This is a genomic window from Enterobacter asburiae, assembly GCF_001521715.1.
GTDB classification, from domain to species: Bacteria; Pseudomonadota; Gammaproteobacteria; order Enterobacterales; family Enterobacteriaceae; genus Enterobacter; species Enterobacter asburiae.
Genome location: NZ_CP011863.1, coordinates 3,421,217 through 3,440,202, shown reverse-complemented (window position 1 = coordinate 3,440,202; position 18,986 = coordinate 3,421,217). Strand labels below are relative to the sequence as shown.

Annotated in this window: 20 protein-coding genes; 7 read left to right on the top strand and 13 right to left on the bottom strand. The window is 53.2% G+C overall.

Going from position 1 to position 18,986, the window contains the following annotated elements; genetic code table 11:
* The first annotated feature begins 91 nt into the window (after positions 1 to 91).
* The 4 genes from radC to mutM all read left to right on the top strand — a co-directional run bounded on the left by radC (position 92) and on the right by mutM (position 2,287).
* Positions 92 to 760, top strand: a complete 669-nt coding sequence (gene radC / locus ACJ69_RS16625; protein WP_023309889.1) for a RadC family protein — start codon at positions 92 to 94, stop codon at positions 758 to 760.
* Positions 761 to 978: 218 nt separating this feature from the next.
* Positions 979 to 1,215, top strand: coding sequence for a 50S ribosomal protein L28 (gene rpmB, locus ACJ69_RS16620; RefSeq protein WP_002436699.1), 237 nt, complete (start codon positions 979 to 981; stop codon positions 1,213 to 1,215).
* A 22-nt stretch (positions 1,216 to 1,237) separates the two neighbouring features.
* Entirely contained in the window at positions 1,238 to 1,405 is a 168-nt protein-coding gene (gene rpmG, locus ACJ69_RS16615) for a 50S ribosomal protein L33 (RefSeq protein ID WP_003024094.1), read from the top strand.
* Positions 1,406 to 1,477: 72 nt separating this feature from the next.
* On the top strand, positions 1,478 to 2,287 hold the full coding sequence (mutM, locus tag ACJ69_RS16610) for a bifunctional DNA-formamidopyrimidine glycosylase/DNA-(apurinic or apyrimidinic site) lyase (RefSeq protein ID WP_023309890.1): 810 nt from the start codon (positions 1,478 to 1,480) through the stop codon (positions 2,285 to 2,287).
* A gap of 2 nt (positions 2,288 to 2,289) precedes the next feature.
* Here mutM and coaD read toward each other — a convergent pair whose 3' ends face one another.
* The 7 genes from coaD to rfaQ all read right to left on the bottom strand — a co-directional run bounded on the left by coaD (position 2,290) and on the right by rfaQ (position 9,182).
* Positions 2,290 to 2,769, bottom strand: coding sequence for a pantetheine-phosphate adenylyltransferase (gene coaD / locus ACJ69_RS16605; RefSeq protein WP_032661930.1), 480 nt, complete (start codon positions 2,767 to 2,769; stop codon positions 2,290 to 2,292).
* 3 nt (positions 2,770 to 2,772) lie between these two features.
* Positions 2,773 to 3,543: a glycosyltransferase family 2 protein gene (locus ACJ69_RS16600; RefSeq protein ID WP_029740802.1), complete on the bottom strand. Its 771-nt coding sequence runs from the start codon at positions 3,541 to 3,543 to the stop codon at positions 2,773 to 2,775.
* Positions 3,543 to 4,817, bottom strand: coding sequence for a lipid IV(A) 3-deoxy-D-manno-octulosonic acid transferase (waaA, locus tag ACJ69_RS16595; RefSeq protein ID WP_059347349.1), 1,275 nt, complete (start codon positions 4,815 to 4,817; stop codon positions 3,543 to 3,545). The genes ACJ69_RS16600 and waaA overlap by 1 nt, the downstream gene beginning before the upstream one ends.
* A gap of 66 nt (positions 4,818 to 4,883) precedes the next feature.
* A complete protein-coding gene (locus ACJ69_RS16590) occupies positions 4,884 to 5,873 on the bottom strand; it encodes a glycosyltransferase (RefSeq protein ID WP_029740804.1) in 990 nt (329 codons plus the stop codon).
* Between the two features lie 11 nt (positions 5,874 to 5,884).
* The gene (locus tag ACJ69_RS16585; protein WP_029740805.1) at positions 5,885 to 6,985 is read right to left on the bottom strand and encodes a glycosyltransferase; all 1,101 of its coding nucleotides are present in this window, start codon (positions 6,983 to 6,985) and stop codon (positions 5,885 to 5,887) included.
* 2 nt (positions 6,986 to 6,987) lie between these two features.
* The gene (locus ACJ69_RS16580; protein ID WP_059347348.1) at positions 6,988 to 8,115 is read right to left on the bottom strand and encodes a glycosyltransferase family 4 protein; all 1,128 of its coding nucleotides are present in this window, start codon (positions 8,113 to 8,115) and stop codon (positions 6,988 to 6,990) included.
* A complete protein-coding gene (rfaQ, locus tag ACJ69_RS16575) occupies positions 8,112 to 9,182 on the bottom strand; it encodes a putative lipopolysaccharide heptosyltransferase III (protein WP_081051443.1) in 1,071 nt (356 codons plus the stop codon). Before rfaQ ends, ACJ69_RS16580 begins: the two co-directional genes overlap by 4 nt.
* Before the next feature lie 150 nt (positions 9,183 to 9,332).
* Between rfaQ and ACJ69_RS16570 the strand changes: the two genes are divergently transcribed.
* Positions 9,333 to 10,289, top strand: a complete 957-nt coding sequence (locus ACJ69_RS16570) for a polysaccharide deacetylase family protein (protein ID WP_029740807.1) — start codon at positions 9,333 to 9,335, stop codon at positions 10,287 to 10,289.
* Positions 10,290 to 10,313: 24 nt separating this feature from the next.
* Here the strand turns inward: ACJ69_RS16570 and ACJ69_RS16565 are convergent, their stop codons facing one another.
* From ACJ69_RS16565 to rfaD, 6 genes are read right to left on the bottom strand one after another with little or no spacing between them, the layout of a single operon-like run.
* Positions 10,314 to 11,528, bottom strand: a complete 1,215-nt coding sequence (locus tag ACJ69_RS16565; protein WP_059347347.1) for an O-antigen ligase family protein — start codon at positions 11,526 to 11,528, stop codon at positions 10,314 to 10,316.
* The gene (locus ACJ69_RS16560) at positions 11,516 to 12,424 is read right to left on the bottom strand and encodes a glycosyltransferase family 2 protein (protein WP_059347346.1); all 909 of its coding nucleotides are present in this window, start codon (positions 12,422 to 12,424) and stop codon (positions 11,516 to 11,518) included. The genes ACJ69_RS16565 and ACJ69_RS16560 overlap by 13 nt, the downstream gene beginning before the upstream one ends.
* A 5-nt stretch (positions 12,425 to 12,429) precedes the next feature.
* Positions 12,430 to 13,539 carry a glycosyltransferase family 9 protein gene (locus tag ACJ69_RS16555; RefSeq protein WP_054829883.1) on the bottom strand — a complete coding sequence of 370 codons (1,110 nt, stop codon included), beginning with the start codon at positions 13,537 to 13,539 and terminating at the stop codon, positions 12,430 to 12,432.
* A gap of 3 nt (positions 13,540 to 13,542) precedes the next feature.
* On the bottom strand, positions 13,543 to 14,526 hold the full coding sequence (gene rfaC / locus ACJ69_RS16550; protein ID WP_047646707.1) for a lipopolysaccharide heptosyltransferase RfaC: 984 nt from the start codon (positions 14,524 to 14,526) through the stop codon (positions 13,543 to 13,545).
* A gap of 3 nt (positions 14,527 to 14,529) precedes the next feature.
* Complete coding sequence (gene rfaF / locus ACJ69_RS16545; protein ID WP_059347345.1) at positions 14,530 to 15,576, bottom strand: ADP-heptose--LPS heptosyltransferase RfaF; 1,047 nt, start codon at positions 15,574 to 15,576, stop codon at positions 14,530 to 14,532.
* A 2-nt stretch (positions 15,577 to 15,578) separates the two neighbouring features.
* Positions 15,579 to 16,511: an ADP-glyceromanno-heptose 6-epimerase gene (gene rfaD / locus ACJ69_RS16540; RefSeq protein WP_008502707.1), complete on the bottom strand. Its 933-nt coding sequence runs from the start codon at positions 16,509 to 16,511 to the stop codon at positions 15,579 to 15,581.
* A 215-nt stretch (positions 16,512 to 16,726) separates the two neighbouring features.
* Here rfaD and kbl point away from each other — a divergent pair, with 215 nt between their 5' ends.
* The gene (gene kbl, locus ACJ69_RS16535; protein WP_059347344.1) at positions 16,727 to 17,923 is read left to right on the top strand and encodes a glycine C-acetyltransferase; all 1,197 of its coding nucleotides are present in this window, start codon (positions 16,727 to 16,729) and stop codon (positions 17,921 to 17,923) included.
* Between the two features lie 9 nt (positions 17,924 to 17,932).
* The gene (gene tdh, locus ACJ69_RS16530) at positions 17,933 to 18,961 is read left to right on the top strand and encodes an L-threonine 3-dehydrogenase (protein WP_059347343.1); all 1,029 of its coding nucleotides are present in this window, start codon (positions 17,933 to 17,935) and stop codon (positions 18,959 to 18,961) included.
* The last annotated feature ends 25 nt before the right edge of the window (positions 18,962 to 18,986 follow it).

Genomic DNA, 18,986 nt, shown 5'->3' with positions numbered 1-18,986 from the left:
CCACTTTGCGAGGCGCTACGCAAGAACACAATGTGACCGTCGAGCGACGGATTAGCCTGTGGCAGCATGAGGTTAAAAAAGGAGAAAGAGCATGGAAGAAGAGGATGAGGAGCTGCTGCCGCGCGAAAAACTGCTGCGCTATGGCGTCACCCTGTTAAAAGACGATGAACTATTGGCGCTCTTTTTACGTACCGGAACGCCCGGAAAAACGGTATTTACGCTGGCAAAAGAGCTGATAGCACATTTCGGTTCGCTGTATGGTTTATTGACCGCCGATCTGGCGCAGTTTAAGCACGTTGAGGGGATTGGCGTGGCGAAATATGCCCAGCTGAGGGGCATTGCTGAACTTGCCCGCCGTTTTTACAATGTCCGCATGGAGAAGGAAGATCCGATCCTGACGCCAGAAATGACGCGTGAATTCCTGCAAAGCCAGTTAACCGATATTGAACGCGAGATCTTTATGGTGATCTTTGTCGATAACAGAAATCGGGTGCTGAAACATAGCTGTCTCTTTGCGGGCACGTTGAGCCACGTTGAGGTGCATCCGCGTGAAATTGTGCGGGAAGCGATAAAAGTGAATGCAGCGGGCGTGATCCTCGCGCATAATCACCCCTCTGGCTGTGCAGAACCGAGCAGAGCGGACAAAGAAATCACCGAACGCATTATCAAATGCTGTCAATTCATGGACATTCGTGTGCTGGACCATCTGATAATTGGCCGCGGTGAGTACATTTCTTTCGCAGAACATGGCTGGATTTAGGCTATTTCTCGCGATCCATCGGGATCTTTGTCTGTTCGGGACTTGAGCACACCGCCGAGTCAGCGTATACTACGCCACCTTTGAGAATCTCGGGTTTGGCATTTGGGCCTGGCAATCGAGAGTTCACTTAGAACTATGCGATGACCGGGCTGTAAAGCCTGACGAGGCGCCGATACCCCATACGAAGCTCGAGCTAATTTGATTTTTGGAGAATAGACATGTCCCGAGTCTGCCAAGTTACTGGCAAGCGTCCGGTGACCGGTAACAACCGTTCCCACGCACTGAACGCGACTAAACGCCGTTTCCTGCCGAACCTGCACTCTCACCGTTTCTGGGTTGAGAGCGAGAAGCGTTTTGTCACCCTGCGCGTATCTGCTAAAGGTATGCGTGTAATCGATAAGAAAGGCATCGATACAGTTCTGTCCGAACTGCGTGCCCGTGGCGAAAAGTACTAAGTACTTAAAGAGGAAATAAATCATGGCTAAAGGTATTCGCGAGAAAATCAAGCTGGTTTCTTCTGCTGGTACAGGTCACTTCTACACCACCACGAAGAACAAACGTACTAAGCCGGAAAAACTGGAACTGAAAAAATTCGATCCAGTTGTACGCCAGCACGTACTGTACAAAGAAGCTAAAATCAAATAATTTTAGTCTCCTTGTATCGAAAAACCCCGCAACTGCGGGGTTTTTTGCATTCTGCATCTCAACGGAGGAACCATGCCTGAATTACCTGAGGTAGAAACCAGCCGTCGCGGCATTGAGCCCCATCTGGTCGGCGCGACGATTCTTCACGCGGTGGTCCGCAATGGACGTCTGCGCTGGCCGGTGTCCGATGAGATCCATGCCCTGAGCGATAAACCCGTCCTTAGCGTACAGCGTCGCGCGAAATACCTGCTGCTGGAACTGCCCGACGGCTGGATTATTATCCACCTGGGAATGTCCGGGAGCCTGCGCATTCTTACCGAAGAACTGCCTGCGGAAAAGCACGACCACGTCGATCTGGTGATGAGCAACGGCAAAGTGCTCCGTTACACCGACCCACGGCGCTTTGGCGCGTGGCTGTGGACGAAGGAGCTGGAAGGGCATAACGTGCTGGCGCATCTGGGCCCGGAGCCGCTCTCAGACGCGTTTAACGCGGAATACCTCAAGGCGAAGTGTGCGAAGAAGAAAAGCCCGATTAAGCCCTGGCTGATGGATAACAAGCTGGTGGTCGGCGTGGGGAATATCTACGCCAGCGAATCGCTGTTTGCGGCCGGGATCCATCCCGATCGGCTGGCCTCTTCGCTGTCGGCGCAGGAGTGCGAGCTGCTGGTCCGGGTGATTAAGGCGGTACTGCTGCGCTCTATTGAGCAGGGCGGGACAACGTTGAAGGACTTCCTGCAGAGTGACGGCAAGCCGGGCTATTTTGCCCAGGAGCTGCAGGTATATGGCCGTAAAGGCGAACCGTGCAGAGTCTGCGGCACGCCCGTTATTGCTACGAAGCACGCCCAGCGCGCCACGTTCTACTGCCGTCAGTGCCAGAAATAGGGCTACTTTAGCTTTTCCATCAATGCCTGGTGGACGTTAGTCGGCAGGAAATGGGTGACATCGCCGTGATGACGCGCCACCTCTTTTACCAGCGTGGAAGAGATAAACGACCACTCTTTGGAGGGCATCAGGAACACGCTCTCCAGCTCCGGCATCAGGTGGCGGTTCATGTGCGCCAGCTGCATCTCATACTCGAAGTCTGCCACCGCGCGTAAACCACGGATCAGAATGTTTGCCTGCTGAGCGCGGGCGAAGTTAGCCATCAGGTCGCTGAACCCGACCACCTCAACATTCGGCAGGTGCGAAATGGCATCGGTGGCGAGCTTTACGCGCTCGTTGAGGTCAAACATAGGCTTTTTACTGGGGCTGGCGGCAATGGCCAGGATCACCTTGTCGAACATGCACGCCGCACGGGTGATGATATCAAGATGACCGTTGGTGATCGGATCGAAGGTACCCGGATAAATCGCTTTTGTGCTCATGGCTCACGTTTTCTCTGAGTAGCCGCGGCAGAGCGCCCACAGCTCGGTGTATTTGTTGAAAGTATACTGGGCATTCACTACCGCGAGTAACCAGCCCTGCTTACCGTCCAGCACGCCACCACGCAGCAGCAGCGTTTTCAGAAACGCGCCCAGCGTGTGGGTGAAGATACCCGTCAGCGAGGCCTTCTTGCCGCGCTGGTGACGCTCCTGCGCCCATGCGGTGGCATAGTTGAGCTGTTTACGCTGGAAGCTCGCGAAATCACGGCAGGTCAGGTGCAACAGGTCGCCCTTCAGGGGGATGACCTGAGCGCTATCGCAGCTCAGGGATTCATGCACCAGATTGTCGTTGTACTGATACCGCTCGCGCTCGTAGAGGCGCATCACGCGGTCAGGATACCAGCCGCTGTGGCGCATAAAACGGCCAAGGAAGTAGTTGCGGCGGGCAATGCTGTATACGGCGCCAGGCTGGGGCGAGGAAAGCACCGCCTGAATGGCCTGCTGAAGTTCTGGCGTAATGCGCTCGTCAGTATCGAGCATCAGGACATAATCACCTGTGGCATGTCCCTGCGCGCGCTGGCGCTGGATGCCGTAGCCCTGCCAGTCAGCGTCGACAAAGACTTTTGCGCCTGCTGCCCGGGCAACGTCCACCGTGTTGTCCGTACTTCCGGAGTCAAGAATGACTATCTCGTCAGCCCAGGCAACCGACGCCAGGCAATCCGGAAGCAGGTCGGCGGCGTTTTTGGCGATCATGACGACCGACAGACGCGTTGACATCAGTGGCTCCGCTGGGGCAGATAAGGTTGCAGAAGCTGCAGCAGACGGGTCAGTGCGCCCTGGTTCTGGTGCAGCACTTCGACGGCATGACGCCCGTACCACAGGCGATAATCTTCGTCAGTCAGAAGGGTCGATACCTCTTTGACCACCGAATCCGCATCGGTCACGGTAAATAAGCCATCGGCCTGCTGTAATTTCGCGCAGATATCTTTGAAGTTAAACGTGTGCGGCCCCATCAGCACCGGAATGGCGTGGGCTGCCGGCTCCAGCGGGTTATGACCGCCGCGTTCTACCAGGCTGCCACCGACAAACGCGAGATCAGCGATTCCGTACAGCAGCATCAGTTCGCCCATCGTATCGCCAATCACCACCTGGGTGCTGCCGGAAGGGATTTCACCGCTGCTGCGCAGCGTGAAGCTGAAGCCGCCTTTCTGCACCATTTCACGGGCATCTTTAAAACGCTCCGGATGGCGAGGCACGAGGATCAGCAGTAAATCAGGGAATTTTTCCAGCAGCTTGCGGTGAGCCTGCAGGATGATCTCTTCTTCGCCATCATGGGTACTGGTCGCAATCCAGACCTGACGACGCGGGGCCCACTGGCGACGCAGCGTGATGGCGCGGGCGGCGAGCTCAGGGGTAACGGAAATATCGAACTTCAGGCTCCCCGTTACCGCAAGCTGGTTGCGTTTCAGGCCCAGAGAGATAAAGCGCGCCGCGTCCTCTTCGTTCTGCGCGGCAATCAGCGTAATTTTGCTCAGCAGGCGGCGCATAAATTTACCCAGCTTGCCGTAACCTTTCGCCGAGCGCTCTGACAGGCGCGCGTTGGCAATGACCAGCGGGATTTTACGGGCATGCAGAGCGGAAATCATGTTCGGCCACAGTTCGGTTTCCATCACGATCACCAGCTTCGGGCGCACGGTGTTGAGGAAACGATTCATGGCGCAGGGCAGATCGTAAGGCAGATAGACGTGCTGCACGTCTTTACCGAAAGCGGATAACGCGCGCTCCGAGCCGGTTGGCGTCATCGTCGTGACGGTGATTGGCAGCGAAGGGTAGCGGTGACGCAGGGCGCGAACCAGCGGGATCGCCGCCAGCGTTTCACCGACAGAAACGGAATGCAGCAAAATACCGTCCGGTACGACTTTATTGCGGCAGAAGCCATAGCGTTCAGCCCAGCGTTTACGATACGCAGGCGCTTTCCGGCTACGAAGCAACAGTCTCAGCCACACCAGTGGCTGAATGATGTAGAGCAGAGCGGTATACAACAATTCCAAGCGATTATCCGTTTTTTTAGTTTCGGCGGGCAAATTCTAAGCATTTAGGCCAGGTAAAGCTATCTCTTATGCCAGATACCGTTTCAAACGGAAATAACGTCGACCCAGCCGCCAGCGCAGACGCGGACTTTTTGCACTTTTCCAGATGAGTTTCCAGATGCCTGTTTCGAAGAACTCTTTAATAATCATTGATTTCTTCTTCTCATCCTTCATGTTGTCGAAGGTGTGAATAATGCCCAGCCCTTCTTTGGCAATTTGCCAGTGGCAGGCAGGGATCCCTTTTACTTTATCCGGGTAGCGCTGATTGATGGCATCGAGCATCTGCAGGATTTTCATGTAGTGACGCGCGGAGCGAATCAGCGTGTCGTCATTGTCCGGCATATGGGACACCGATGCGGAGTGAATGTAGTAGTCGTAATAACGTTCACTGGTGTACTGAACCCGCTCTGCCGCAAGCAGCACTTCGGTGGTCCATGGGATATCCTGATGGCGCAGGCCGGGTTCGAAATGGAAACTGTGTTTACGGATAAAGTCGTGGCGATAGATGTTCAACCAGGTGACGTGAAGGAACTTACGTGAATCCAGCGCCATTTTTAACCACGCAGGGCCAGCCATGACCCCTGTCGAAGCCAGTTTGTCTTCAGGGAAGATCGGGCGCGAGGGTTTCTTGTTATTCTCCCAGACGTAGTTCCCGTTACAGGTGGCGACATCCAGATCCTGCGTGACGGCCATATCCAGCAGGCGCTGGTACATGCCGGGTTTAAAGACATCATCAATATCCGGGAAAGAGAGATATTGACCCGTCGCAACGGCCAGACCGGTGTTACGCGCGATGGATACGCCCTGGTTTTGCTGTTCTATAACCTGCATCTGCGGTAGTTTTTCTCGCCATTTTTCGACGATCTCCATCGAGCGGTCAGTAGAGCCGTCATTGACAATGATGACTTCCATGTTGTCGATGCGTTGATTCACAAGGCAGGTAAAGAACTGATCCAGGAAAGCTTCACCGTTATAAACGGCAACCACCACGCTTAACAATGGGGCAGAATTTTGCATAAGAAACCTGATTATTTTTGATTGTCGACCAGAGCAATATATTGCTGGCAAATGGCATTGATACCGAACGACGCGATGGTCGCATCGCCAACGACCGGCGGGGCGGTATAAATATCCGCCAGCGTTTTTGCCAGTGACGCGTCATTTAACTCTGCCAGCCCGCGCGCTAAGGCGCCGGTGAGGATTTCGGCAGGGCCTCCGGGGCAATTTGTACTGACCGGTGGCGTCTGGCAGATAATGGCTTCGACCAGCACATTACCAAAACCTTCGCAGTCAGAACTTAACACTAAAAGGCGTGCCCCTTTAATCCACGGATAGGGATTGGAATCGAACGGGCGGAAAACCGTTTTGTTTTCAATACCCAGCTCGGCTGCAAGCTGCTTGAGCTTGCGAATTTGAGCGTCAGATCCATTGCCCATCATGACCAGCGTGGTGTCAATTTTACTCAGGGCGAACGCACGTAAGAGCCGGTCATGGCGTTTGTGCTCATGGAAGCGGCCAACATGAATAATGTAATCCTTTCCCTGCATCTCGAAGGGCGCATCCGCCAGACGCTGAATTTCAGGAATATCGAAAGGATTATGGATAACCGCTTTGCGTCGAAGATTGAGCGCCAGCGTCTCGGAAAGATCTTTCAACACGGCGCCTGAGACGGCGACAACGTTGCGGTTTTCGTAGGTATGACGAATTTTAAGATGTTTAAACCAGCGCGAAAGTCCGCTGCGATGGCGAAGATAGGAAAACGAGAACATGCCGTGCACGCAGAACCAGACTTTGTCACGTTCCAGCGCGCGGCAGTGCGCCACAATGCGGTCGGTTTTGTGCAGGTGAGAGAACACCACATCAAATTTGCCGCTGCGTTCAGCTCGCTCAATCGCCTGATCCAGCAGTTGGGCGCGGCGTGGGATCTCCGTCAGCTTTCGCCACGGTTTTTTACATGTGTCCTGAACAACCTGATAATCGATGCCTTCCGGGATGGCGTAGTCGCACACTTTCCGCAGAGAGAATAGAGAGACCTGATGCCCCATTTCTATTAACCCGCGGGAGAGTGTAAGAACCGTTTTTTCGGCTCCTCCACCGGGTAAACCATCAATAATCATTAGGATGCGCATTTTTAATCCAGTAATTTTTGATAAAGCGTAATAAGCTGACTTGATAGTTTTTCGGGAGTTGCGTCTTTTACACGTTCACGTGCAGCTCGTCCCATATTATTATTTTTTTCCAGTGAAGGGATGGCGGCTACCGCTTCCTTCAATGTACTGATATCAAGTGCGTCACAATAAAATCCGTTCTGGCCTTGTTGAATAAACTCTGCACCACCGCAACTCTCTGAAGTAATGACGGGCAAGCCGCAGGCCATCGCTTCAAGAATGACGTTAGGAAAGGGATCATACAGCGTTGGCAACAGTAAACCATCGGATAGCTGATAAAAAGGCAGAGTTTCTTTTTGCATCCCCAGGAAACGGATTTGCCCCTCGCAGCCTAACGAACGGGCGAGGTCGCGATAACGACGTTCTGCTTTATCTTGCCCAACCACAATCAGCCAGGCTGATGTTCCCGCGATAGCGCGTATGGCGCTGGCCAATCCTTTTCGTTCAAACCCTGAGCCTACAAAACAGAACACAACGGCATCGGCTGGCAAACCAAATTGTTGGCGCAAAATCGCACGCTGTGCCTCCTGGGCCGGAACGAAGCGGCTGGAATCAATAGAATTATAAATCACATGAATTTTATTTGCGTCAATATCAAAGTCTTCAACGATTTCGCGTTTGATCATCTCCGCATTACAAATTACGGCTTTTAACTCAGGCGCCTGATACATTTCCCGTTCCGCACGCATCACGTAGCGGTGATAGCGGTCATACATCAGCATTTGCGCACGCCAGGCAGGTAAAATGCGCGCGCGCTGCAGCAGCCAGCGGCGATGGACCCCATCACCCGCGCGATAGATATCACAACCCGGAATGCGCTCATGGCTCTGAACAATATCAAACTGCTGTTGCTGCCACAGCGCGCGCGCGGCCTGTGCAAATCCGCGTTCTCGACTGATGCGGCCCCATTTTTGAGGATTGCAAATGTGGATATGCCAGTCGTCTTGCTTCTCTCCCTGCCACTCACGCGTGATGACGTTGAGTTCAAGGTTCTGATTGCTCAGCGCGGTGAGCGCGCGCGAAACGAAGCGTTCCGCCCCGCCATCAGGGCGATATTTTTGGCGAACAATGGCCAGACGATGGTGTTTCATGACAGATATCTCCTTGCGGCGGAGACGACAGCATCAACAGGAATGGCGTCGAGATAGCGTTCTTTCGTTTTGGTATCAATGGCATCCGGATCGGGTAGCGGGCCGTAATCGCCGGCCCAGATCACTTCCCCTTTAACCTGCCACGGTGACCAGAACGTCAGTTTTGATGGACCAAACAATGCCACGCAGGGCGTTTGCAGCGCGGCGGCCATATGCATTGGAACGGAGTCAACGCCAATAAAAAGACGCGCATGATCGATGAGTGAGGCCAACTGGCGCAGCGTTAACTGGCCTGCCAGAGAGACGACTCCCGTCTTCGGCGAGGCGGCGAGGATGCGATCGATCATCGCCAGCTCTTTTTTATCCGGCCCCGCGGTGAGCACAACCGTATGACCATCCTGCTGCAGTGCAGTAATGGTTTGCGCCATTTTGTCCTCGCTCCAGCATTTAAAGAACCAGCGGGACGTCGGCTGGATCACGATGTAGCTGTCGCCCACACCCGTCTGCGTCAGTCTTTGACGGGCATGATCCCAGTCTTCTGCGGTGTAGGCCATGGTGACGGCAGGCTGCGACGCGACAGGTAATGGCGCCAGAATGGAGAGATTCTGTTCGACCGTATGCAGGGATTTGTGGCCGTCGACAGAGACCAGATCGGTATGACAAAAACGCCAGAAGGCACTATTGCGTTTGTTAAACGCAAATCCGAGGCGAACGGGTGCACCGGTGAAGCGGGTGACAATTGCGCTACGCCATTGATCGGCGAGGTTAATAACCAGATGATAATGCTGATTCCTTAACGCACACAGCAGCTGCCACTCTTTTTGAAGATGCTTCAGCGTGCCCAGCTGCTTCCATTTACGATCGATTCCAAAAATTGTACCGATCGCCGGATGCGCGGCGAGCATATCGCGCGTTTCTTCATACAGCAGGACATCAATCTGCGCCTGCGGCCATTTTTGACGTAACGAATCAATGACGGGAGTGGTCAACAACATGTCGCCATGATGGCGGAGTTTGATAAGTAAAATGCGCAAATCAGGCGTGTCAGGTAAGTTATTCATCATCATCTTATCGGCGTTGTACTGATGGCAATTCTAATAGACCTGATAGCGACTTGCACTCTTTCTCCATAATCTCAGTAATTTCCCAGGAAGGGTTTACTCATGCTTTGGAGAGTGCGTAACATAGCGCTAACTTTCCTGTCTTGCGGACTCATTATGAACAAACCAGCGTTTATCATCACAATTGATACTGAGGGCGATAATCTCTGGCAAAATCACCGCGTCATTAAAACGGAAAACGCGCGCTATCTGGCGCGGTTCCAGGCGCTTTGTGAGCGTTTCGGTTTTAAGCCCGTGTGGCTGACCAATTACGAGATGGCGATCGAGCCCGTTTTCATCGAATTCGCCAGGGACGCGATCGCCCGCGGTCAGGGGGAGGTGGGGATGCACCTTCACGCATGGAATAGCCCGCCGGAACACGATCTCACGGGAGACGACTGGCGCTGGCAGCCTTATTTGATTGAATTTTCGGATGAGGTGATGCGCGAGAAAGTGCTGTTCATGACCCGCCTGCTGGAAGAGACATTCCAGACCAAAATGTTAAGCCACCGTGCCGGACGTTGGGCATTTGACAGTCGCTACGCAAAATTGCTCGTTGAACTGGGTTACCAGGTTGATTGCTCCGTGACGCCGCGGGTGAACTGGCGCAATGCGAAAGGTGCGCCGCAGGGTAATGGCGGAACGGATTATCAGCATTTTCCCGACCACGCCTATTACATGGATTTAGACAATATTTCCCGGGCGGGCAATAGCCCATTACTCGAAGTGCCTATGAGCATTCAGTATAAACACCCGGCCTGGTTGAACACGATTAAACAAGGTTACGACAGGCTTCGCGGTAAATACCGCTCACCCTCGGTCAACTGGCTAAGACCGTCCGGTGGGAATGCGGCACAGATGATTCAGGTTGCACAGCAATGCCTGTCTCAGGGAAGTGAGTACGTGGAGTTTATGCTTCATTCGTCGGAATTTATGCCTGGCGGAAGCCCCACGTTTAAAGATGAGGCGGCGATCGAAGGGTTGTATCAGGATTTAGAAACGCTCTTTAGCTGGTTATCCGATAAGACGGTGGGGATGACGCTGGCGGAGTTTTATCAATACAAGAAAAAATAATGCCCGCGAAGCGGGCATTATCACTTATTGACGTTGTCTGGTTTGCGAAAAAGGTGTGCTCAGCGCAAACACGGTGACAAAGAAGATTAAAGCCTCAGAACTCAACAGTATGACGTCCGTCAGGCCATAGAGTAATAAAAGAAGCATGGTCGTCAGCAGCAGGCCATTCCTGTTTTTAAGCGCGTAAGCGATCATCGATATATAGAAAAAGAATAATATCGCCAGCCCGGGGATCCCCTGCAGAGAATATTTTTCAATAAACTCATTATGTAGATGTACTTTTAAATAGCCGAGTGCAGTGATTAAATTAGGATGTCCATCATTAACATAACGCTGTGTCCAGTTATAACGATTTTCCAGTGATTGGCCGAGCGGATGCTTAAGTCCATTCTGAATACCCACGTTCCACATGGTAAAACGCGAGCCAAGGGAGGTACCGTCAACGCCACTTTGATATTTCTCTACTTCAACTTGTGCTTGCGTTATCTTGGGGGAAATTAACGGTTTGTAGCTTACGATAGCAATACCCGCCACAATACATAAGAATATTAGTGTCGATTTAAGATGAATTCTTCTGAAGTGGTAGAGTGTCAGTACTATCGCCAGAAGCAAATACAAACCCATTGCGGCACGTGTGCCTGTCAGCAGTATGATATACCAGGAGATTAAAATAGTGAGGCCAGCGATAAAATACAGCTTAGTATTTTTCTGAAGAAAAAGACTATATATGAAGGCCAGTGATAAGACTGAGTAAACATAAGCCGACACGGTCGCACGATTAATGGCCATCTCAATACGTGTCATACCCAGTGATGCCTGCCATAAACCATAGCCAGTCGCAAGTATAAACCCTGCACCAGAGGCGTATAAAAAATATTTCTGGAAGGATGTTTTATCAATATAAAACTTAAACCGGTCAAGATAGAAAATGAGGATGCTCGCCAGAATCAATTTTTTACTTGCACCAAGATAATCGCTATAAACGTTCAGGCCTTCGCTATGGTATTCATACACCATGTACCAGCAAAGATTAAGTAACCCAATGAGCAAAATTGGTAGTGCGATAGAAAAAGGACGCATTGTGATTTTTTTATATTCGCACGCTAAGCCGATAATGCTGGCATAAATTGCAATATAGAAAAACTCTCGCTGTTTACCTGAACTCAGCAGCGCCAGCGCAAGCGAAATAAGGCTCAAAATCAGCGTCAGCTGATAAAGCCGCAGTTTTACTTTTTCCATAATGCCTCAATGACCCTTTTTTTGTAGCTGAAACGTACATCTCTGGAGAAGAAGAAAGAGAGAGAATAAAGTGCATTAACCCGCTGTTTAACCAGTTTGAGTTGCAGGTCAGTCAGATGCGGTCGGTGGTTTCTGTAGATATCAAACCAGTGACAATTAACAAGATGCGTAAAAGAACGAGGGAACGTTTTTTCCATTTGCAATGTACAATCAACCAGCGTAGCGATTTTACTGGCGTCGAGTCGGCTCGACAAACTATCGTTACGTTTGATGTAATAATAGTGTCCCTGACGCTGATAGACTATTTTACTCGCTTGCATCAGCATGCCGGGAAATACGGCGAAATCTTCATAGCAAACCATCGAAGGAATGGGGTTATTTACATACAATTTCCGATGAATAAATTGCCCGATGAGATGTGCCTGAAAATCTTTGTGCTGCAGGAATCGCTTTATTGCCTCATATTGCGACAAAGCAACCGGAGAGAACCCCTGCCAGTCGGCTGTAATTTTTTTGGTGTCGCGAATTTCCAGCAGACGCGTCAGTAACATATCAGGGCGCTCTGATTTGAGAAACGCCACGGCGTCCCTTATGCTGCCCGGTTTCATCCGATCATCGCTATCTAGCATGGTAATGTATTCACCTGAGGCCAGCGAGAGGGCACTGTTTCGAACATGACCTACGTTACGGTACTCAACGTATCGGGATTGCGCATTCGGAAGCGTTGGTAGCCACGCCTCAATAATATCCTGTGTTGAGTCATTGGAACTGTCGTTAAAGATAATGATCTCTACATCATCGCCCGCACCTTCAATCGCGTTTTGCAGGCTTTCTAACGTAGTGTGAAGCGTATCTTTGGCGTTATGCGCGGCAATAATGATGCTAAGAAAAGCCATAATAATCAGTTTTCCTGAGCATCAAAGGAGTATGCAGTTGCGTTAATTGTTGGTAACTCGCAAATAAAATTTTTGAGGTCACGTAGCGCTTCGTCTGTTACAGCGAAGAGTTCTTCCCGGCTTTGTGAGAAGTAATATCGTGTTTCAAAAACATATGAGCAAATGTTGTCATCATTACCAATCAGCAATACGTTGCCCAGCGGGCGTTGTTCATAATGACAACAAGGCCCAAACAGCAATACCACTGGTACATCAACAGCATCAGCAATATAGACATTCCCCGAGTCAGACGCGATGTAGCAATCCATTTTGGAAATGGCCCACGGCAGCTCTTCAAGCGAGATTTTGCCAATCAGATTAATAAAGTTGGGCAGTTCACCATAAGCGCGGGTGATATCATCCATCCACGATTGTTCATTCGGGGCGCCAAACACATAAAATTCGCAGGGCAGGTCGGCGAGACGATCGGCAATTTGCTTCCAGATAACCGGCGGAACGGTTTTCGCTTTATTCCCGGCGGCAACGCTAATGCCAATGCGGATCACGCCGGGTTTATCGAGGATTGCCGGATAGGTCGCGGGTTTGAAAAGGGGTTTTGTGGCGTGCTTTGGCGAGTCTTGCCAGCTCAGAGCGCGATCGGCCAGTTTGAGATAGTTCGTGACAGACAGCGTCTTTCGGCCGTGTTCAACAGTGCCGTCTGCCGTTGCATAGAAAATACCGTGATACCATCTGCGCGTGTATGTGCTTAAAAACTGTTTGTTTTTAGCGTTACATACGGAGGCGAAAAAGAGGTTCACGCTGTTGGGTTGCAGGAGATAGACATTGTCATAGCGGTTCATGAGCCGGCAGGCAAAGACCAGCTTTCGCCACAGGTTACGCTTATGCTGCTCGATAAAAAAAATCTTATCGATCGTCTCATCATGCTTTGCCAGCGCACTCACGCTACGACTGATGAGCACGTCGCTTTTTTGCAGGTATGCCAGGAGGGGAGTGGCATTAATAAAATCGCCGATTTTTGCTGTCTGAATGACCAGGTTTTTACCTGTCTCTTTGCGTAACAGCTTCCGGATAAGCTTCACCGGAAAGAGTAAAATCAGCAGAAATACGTAACTCATGCGTTAGATATCCCTGTTGGAAAGCCAACGGCTGCCCTGTAAAAATGAAAAAATAGCATCTGCACTGATATCCTTCGTTTGCTGGGTCGGGCTGACCATCTGATGCTGGTTTTTGCCGTAACCCCCGATCAATCCAGGATCGGTCGGACCAAAAATCGTAATATTCGGACGATCCAGCGCCGCGGTTAAATGGCTTAAACCTGTATCAACGGAAACAACAGCATTCGCTCCCGCCAGCTGCGCTGCAACCTGCGCCAGCGTGAGTTTCGGCAATACCTCGACGTGTGAAAAGCCTGCTGCCAGGCGTTCTGCACGCTGCCGCTCATGTTCAGCGCCCCAGGGCAGTTTAATATGGATGCCGGTGGGTTGCATTAGTTCAATCAGGCTTCTCCAGTGCGATTCCGGCCAGTGTTTATCGTCGCGCGTTGTGGCATGCAGGAAGACAAGATAAGGCTGAGCACAGGGATCTGTATTGCGCAAAAAGTGCTGCGCAATGGCGTAGTCGCCCTGGGTTTCCGGTTTCGCGTAGCCCAGGCTTTTTGCAAACAGCTCGCGGGTACGTTCGACGGCGTGCTGTTGCTTTGCGATGTGGTGGCGACGATTATAGAACAGGCTCGCCAGCGGTTCGCGGGCGGTGTGCCAGTCCATGCCGTGCTTTACGCCGTGTGCCAGACGCGTCACCAGCGCGGCGCTTTTCACCAGCCCTTGGGCGTCGATGATAGCGTCGTAACGCTGCGCCTGCACCGCCTCACGGAAGGCCTTGCGTTCGGCTTTAATCGGCGCGGAGAACCACGCTTTGCGCCAGCGGCGAATCGCCACCGGTATCACGCGGTCAACCGCTTCATGCCAGGTGGGGATCTGCGCGAAGCCTTCTTCCACTACCCAGTCAAAACGAATGCCGGGAACGGCCCGCATGGCGTCCGTCAGTGACGGGAGCGTATGCAGCACATCGCCCATCGAAGAAGTTTTAACGATCAGTACCCGCATTCGTTATCCTTCTTCACTCAACAGCAGTTCGTTAAGCTCTTCGAGAACGCGCTCTGGCGTAATGTCGATCAGGCTCTGATGGTAGCCTTCTGCGGCATCGCCCTTGCGAACTTTATGGTAGCCGGTGATCAGGCGGATGACCCGCGCTTTATGAGAAAGCGGGGGCGTGAAGTCCGGGCTACTTGGGCCATACAGCGCCACCAGCGGGCGGTTGAGCGCGGCAGCGACGTGCATCAGGCCCGAATCGTTGCTGACCACGGCCTTACAGGCGGCAATCAGAATAACCGCCTGTTCAAGCTGCGTTTCTCCCGCCAGGTTGCGGCACCAGGCCTGCTGTTCATTACTGAGCGTCGCGAGAATTTCGTTGCCTGCCTCGTGGTCCTTTGCCGAACCGAACAGGACAATCTGGTAGCCTTCGTCAATCAGCTGTTTCGCCAGCTCCGCATAGTGGTAGTGCGGCCAGCGTTTTGCCGGCCCGAACTCTGCACCGGGGCAGAAGCCAATCATCGGGCGTTCAGACGAAAGACCAAACGCGTTACAGGTCTGGGATTTTTCACCGTCGTTGACCTGAAGCTGTGGCCAGAGCAGGGGCTGCGGCAGGTCTTGCGCACTGCGCATCACGCCTTTGTCGTAGGCCAGCGCCACATAGCGCTCCACCATCAGCGGCCAGGCCTCTTTATCCAGCACTCGCGCATCGTTCAGCAGGCCGTAGCGCATTTCACCGCGCCAGCCGGTGCGATGTGGAATACCCGCAAAAAAGGGCACCAGGGCGGATTTGAAGGAGTTTGGCAGGACATACGCCCGATCGTAGCGCTTCTCGCGCAGGCTATGGCCGAGTTTACGGCGTTCACCAATTTCCAGCGCCCCGTGGCCAAGCGGCATCGGGATCGCCTCGTTCACTTCTGGCATACGCGACAACAGCGGACGGCACCACGCGGGTGCCATCACGTCGATTATCGCCTGGGGATAACGCGCCTTGAGCGTGCGATAGAGACTTTGCGACATCATCATGTCGCCCACCCATGACGGGCCGATCACCAGAATCTTCATACTTACGCGTCGCGGTTCAGCCAGGCCATATATTCCGTTACGCCTTCGGCAACGGTCTTGAACGGCTTGTCGTAGCCTGCGGCGCGCAGGTTGGTCAGATCGGCCTGGGTGAACGCCTGATAACGGCCTTTCAGCTTGTCAGGGAACGGAATGTACTCAATGCTGCCTTTTTTGTGATATGCCAGCGTTGCGTCAGCCACGGCCTGGAAGGACTCCGCGCGGCCGGTACCCAGGTTGAAGATGCCGGATACGCCGTTTTCCCAGAACCACAGGTTCACTGCGGCAACGTCGCCCACGTAAACGAAGTCGCGCTTAAAGCCGTCGCTGCCTTCGAACAGTTTCGGGCTTTCGCCGTTGTTCAGCTGGGTGTTCAGGTGAAACGCCACGCTCGCCATGCTGCCTTTGTGGCCTTCGCGCGGTCCGTAGACGTTGAAGTAACGGAAGCCGACGATCTGCGAGTTCGCTTCTGGCAGCACCTGACGCACGTACTCGTCGAACAGGAATTTGGAGTAACCGTAGACGTTCAGCGGCTGCTCATACTCGCGGGATTCGATGAAGTCAGAGGTACGGCCGCCGTAGGTTGCCGCGGAAGAGGCATACAGGAACGGAATTTCACGCTCAAGGCAGTAGTGCAGGATCTCTTTGGAGTACTGATAGTTATTGTCCATCATGTACTTACCGTCCCACTCGGTGGTGGAAGAACACGCACCTTCGTGGAAGATGGCTTCGATCTCGCCGAACTCTTCGCCTGCCATAATCTGGATAAGGAAGTCTTCTTTATCCATGTAGTCAGCGATGTTCAGATCCACCAGGTTGACGAACTTGGTGCCGTCTTTCAGGTTGTCAACCACCAGGATGTCGGTGATGCCTTTGTCATTGAGAGCCTTAACAATATTGCTGCCGATAAAGCCCGCGCCGCCGGTAACGATGATCATAACTGTAACCTTTGAAGTGTGGAGCCCGGGGACAATCCCGGATGCTAATGTCTCTATCATATCATTAGTATGGCTGCCCTTCAGCCATTCACCTTCACAGCGCAGGGGTACGCGTGATTTATGCTGCAAAAACGACAAGAGATGACGTGTCATCTCGTCATGAACTATAGGTTTGGGTAATATGTCCCGAAATTTGCCGAGTCTGGAGAATTGCAATGCGTGGTGATTTTTACAAACAGTTAAACAGCGACCTCGACACCGCACGTGCGGAAGGGTTGTTCAAGGAAGAGCGTATTATCACGTCTGCCCAGCAGGCGGACATCACCGTTGCCGACGGCAGCCATGTGATCAACTTTTGTGCGAACAACTATTTAGGTCTTGCGAATCACCCTGAGCTGATTGCCGCTGCAAAAAACGGCATGGACACCCACGGTTTCGGCATGGCCTCCGTACGCTTTATCTGCGGTACGCAGGACAGCCACAAGCAGCTTGAGCAAAAGCTGGCGAGCTTCCTCGGAATGGAAGACGCGATTCTGTACTCCTCCTGCTTTGACGCCAACGGCGGTCTGTTTGAGACCCTGCTTGGCGCAGAAGATGCGATTATCTCCGATGCCCTGAACCACGCCTCCATCATCGACGGCGTACGCCTGTGTAAAGCGAAGCGTTTCCGCTACGCCAACAACGACATGGTCGAGCTGGAAGCGCGCCTGAAAGAGGCGCGTGAAGCGGGGGCTCGCCACGTGCTGATCGCCACCGACGGCGTGTTCTCCATGGACGGCGTGATCGCCAACCTGAAGGGCGTTTGCGACCTGGCGGATAAATACGACGCGCTGGTGATGGTCGATGACTCTCACGCGGTCGGTTTTGTCGGCGAAAACGGCCGCGGTTCCCACGAATACTGTGACGTGATGGGCCGCGTGGACATCATCACCGGTACGCTGGGCAAAGCGCTCGGCGGCGCGTCCGGCGGCTATACCGCCGCGCGTAAAGAGGTGGTTGAGTGGCTGCGCCAGCGCTCCCGCCCGTATCTGTTCTCCAACTCCCTGGCACCGGCGATTGTTGCCGCCTCCATCAAGGTACTGGAGATGGTGGAGTCCGGCGCTGAGCTTCGCGACCGCCTGTGGTCCAACGCCCGTCTGTTCCGTGACAAAATGAGCGCCGCAGGATTTACCCTGGCCGGTGCTGACCACGCGATCATTCCGGTGATGCTGGGCGATGCGGTCGTCGCGCAGCAATTTGCCCGCGAGCTGCAGAAAGAAGGGATTTACGTCACCGGGTTCTTCTTCCCGGTGGTGCCAAAAGGTCAGGCGCGTATCCGCACCCAGATGTCTGCGGCGCATACGCCTGAACAAATTGAACGTGCGGTGGAAGCCTTTACCCGCATCGGCAAACAGCTGGGCGTAATTGCCTGAGGACGTGTGATGAAAGCGTTATCCAAACTGAAAGCGGAAGAAGGGATTTGGATGACCGACGTGCCGGAGCCGGAAGTCGGTCATAACGATCTGCTGATCAAAATTCGTAAAACCGCCATCTGCGGTACTGACGTTCACATCTACAACTGGGACCAGTGGACGCAGAAAACTATTCCGGTACCGATGGTTGTCGGTCACGAATATGTCGGTGAAGTGGTGGGTATCGGCCAGGAAGTGAAAGGCTTCCAAATTGGCGACCGCGTCTCCGGTGAAGGCCATATCACATGCGGCCACTGCCGTAACTGCCGCGGCGGACGTACGCACCTGTGCCGTAATACCATTGGCGTGGGCGTAAACCGTCCGGGCTGCTTCGCGGAATACCTGGTGATCCCGGCGTTTAACGCGTTCAAAATCCCGGACAATATCTCTGACGATCTGGCCTCCATCTTCGACCCGTTCGGCAACGCGGTGCACACGGCGCTCTCCTTCGACCTGGTCGGTGAAGACGTGCTGGTCTCCGGTGCGGGCCCAATCGGCATTATGGCGGCAGCCGTAGCGAAGCACGTGGGCGCGCGCAACGTTGTGATCACCGACGTGAACGAATACCGTCTGTCGCTGGCGCGCAAAATGGGCGTCACCCGCGCGGTAGATGTTTCGAAAGAGAGCCTGACCGACGTGATGGAAGAGCTGGGCATGACCGAAGGCTTTGACGTTGGCCTGGAGATGTCCGGTGCGCCGCCGGCGTTCCGCACCATGCTCGACACCATGAACCACGGTGGCCGTATCGCGATGCTGGGTATTCCGCCGTCAGATATGTCTATCGACTGGAACAAAGTCATCTTCAAGGGGCTGTTCATCAAGGGCATCTATGGCCGCGAGATGTTCGAGACCTGGTACAAGATGGCGGCGCTGATCCAGTCCGGTCTGGATCTGTCCCCGATTATTACTCACCGTTTCTCCATCGATGAGTTCCAGCAGGGCTTCGACGCGATGCGTTCCGGCCAGTCAGGAAAAGTGATCCTGAGCTGGGATAAGTAATCAAAAAGGGGCCTGAGTCCCCTTC

Bases quoted from the DNA above. Each gene is read 5' to 3' on its own strand.
- ACJ69_RS16565 (WP_059347347.1), bottom strand. From the start codon at position 11,528: ATGGAAAAAGTAAAACTGCGGCTTTATCAGCTGACGCTGATTTTGAGC.
- radC (WP_023309889.1), top strand. From the start codon at position 92: ATGGAAGAAGAGGATGAGGAGCTGCTGCCGCGCGAAAAACTGCTGCGC.
- kbl (WP_059347344.1), top strand. From the start codon at position 16,727: ATGCGTGGTGATTTTTACAAACAGTTAAACAGCGACCTCGACACCGCA.
- ACJ69_RS16570 (WP_029740807.1), top strand. From the start codon at position 9,333: ATGAACAAACCAGCGTTTATCATCACAATTGATACTGAGGGCGATAAT.
- tdh (WP_059347343.1), top strand. From the start codon at position 17,933: ATGAAAGCGTTATCCAAACTGAAAGCGGAAGAAGGGATTTGGATGACC.
- coaD (WP_032661930.1), bottom strand. From the start codon at position 2,769: ATGAGCACAAAAGCGATTTATCCGGGTACCTTCGATCCGATCACCAAC.
- ACJ69_RS16585 (WP_029740805.1), bottom strand. From the start codon at position 6,985: ATGCGCATCCTAATGATTATTGATGGTTTACCCGGTGGAGGAGCCGAA.
- rpmB (WP_002436699.1), top strand. From the start codon at position 979: ATGTCCCGAGTCTGCCAAGTTACTGGCAAGCGTCCGGTGACCGGTAAC.
- rfaQ (WP_081051443.1), bottom strand. From the start codon at position 9,182: ATGATGATGAATAACTTACCTGACACGCCTGATTTGCGCATTTTACTT.
- ACJ69_RS16580 (WP_059347348.1), bottom strand. From the start codon at position 8,115: ATGAAACACCATCGTCTGGCCATTGTTCGCCAAAAATATCGCCCTGAT.
- ACJ69_RS16555 (WP_054829883.1), bottom strand. From the start codon at position 13,539: ATGAGTTACGTATTTCTGCTGATTTTACTCTTTCCGGTGAAGCTTATC.
- ACJ69_RS16590 (WP_029740804.1), bottom strand. From the start codon at position 5,873: ATGCAAAATTCTGCCCCATTGTTAAGCGTGGTGGTTGCCGTTTATAAC.
- rfaF (WP_059347345.1), bottom strand. From the start codon at position 15,576: ATGAAGATTCTGGTGATCGGCCCGTCATGGGTGGGCGACATGATGATG.
- ACJ69_RS16560 (WP_059347346.1), bottom strand. From the start codon at position 12,424: ATGGCTTTTCTTAGCATCATTATTGCCGCGCATAACGCCAAAGATACG.
- mutM (WP_023309890.1), top strand. From the start codon at position 1,478: ATGCCTGAATTACCTGAGGTAGAAACCAGCCGTCGCGGCATTGAGCCC.
- rfaC (WP_047646707.1), bottom strand. From the start codon at position 14,526: ATGCGGGTACTGATCGTTAAAACTTCTTCGATGGGCGATGTGCTGCAT.
- rfaD (WP_008502707.1), bottom strand. From the start codon at position 16,511: ATGATCATCGTTACCGGCGGCGCGGGCTTTATCGGCAGCAATATTGTT.
- rpmG (WP_003024094.1), top strand. From the start codon at position 1,238: ATGGCTAAAGGTATTCGCGAGAAAATCAAGCTGGTTTCTTCTGCTGGT.
- ACJ69_RS16600 (WP_029740802.1), bottom strand. From the start codon at position 3,543: ATGTCAACGCGTCTGTCGGTCGTCATGATCGCCAAAAACGCCGCCGAC.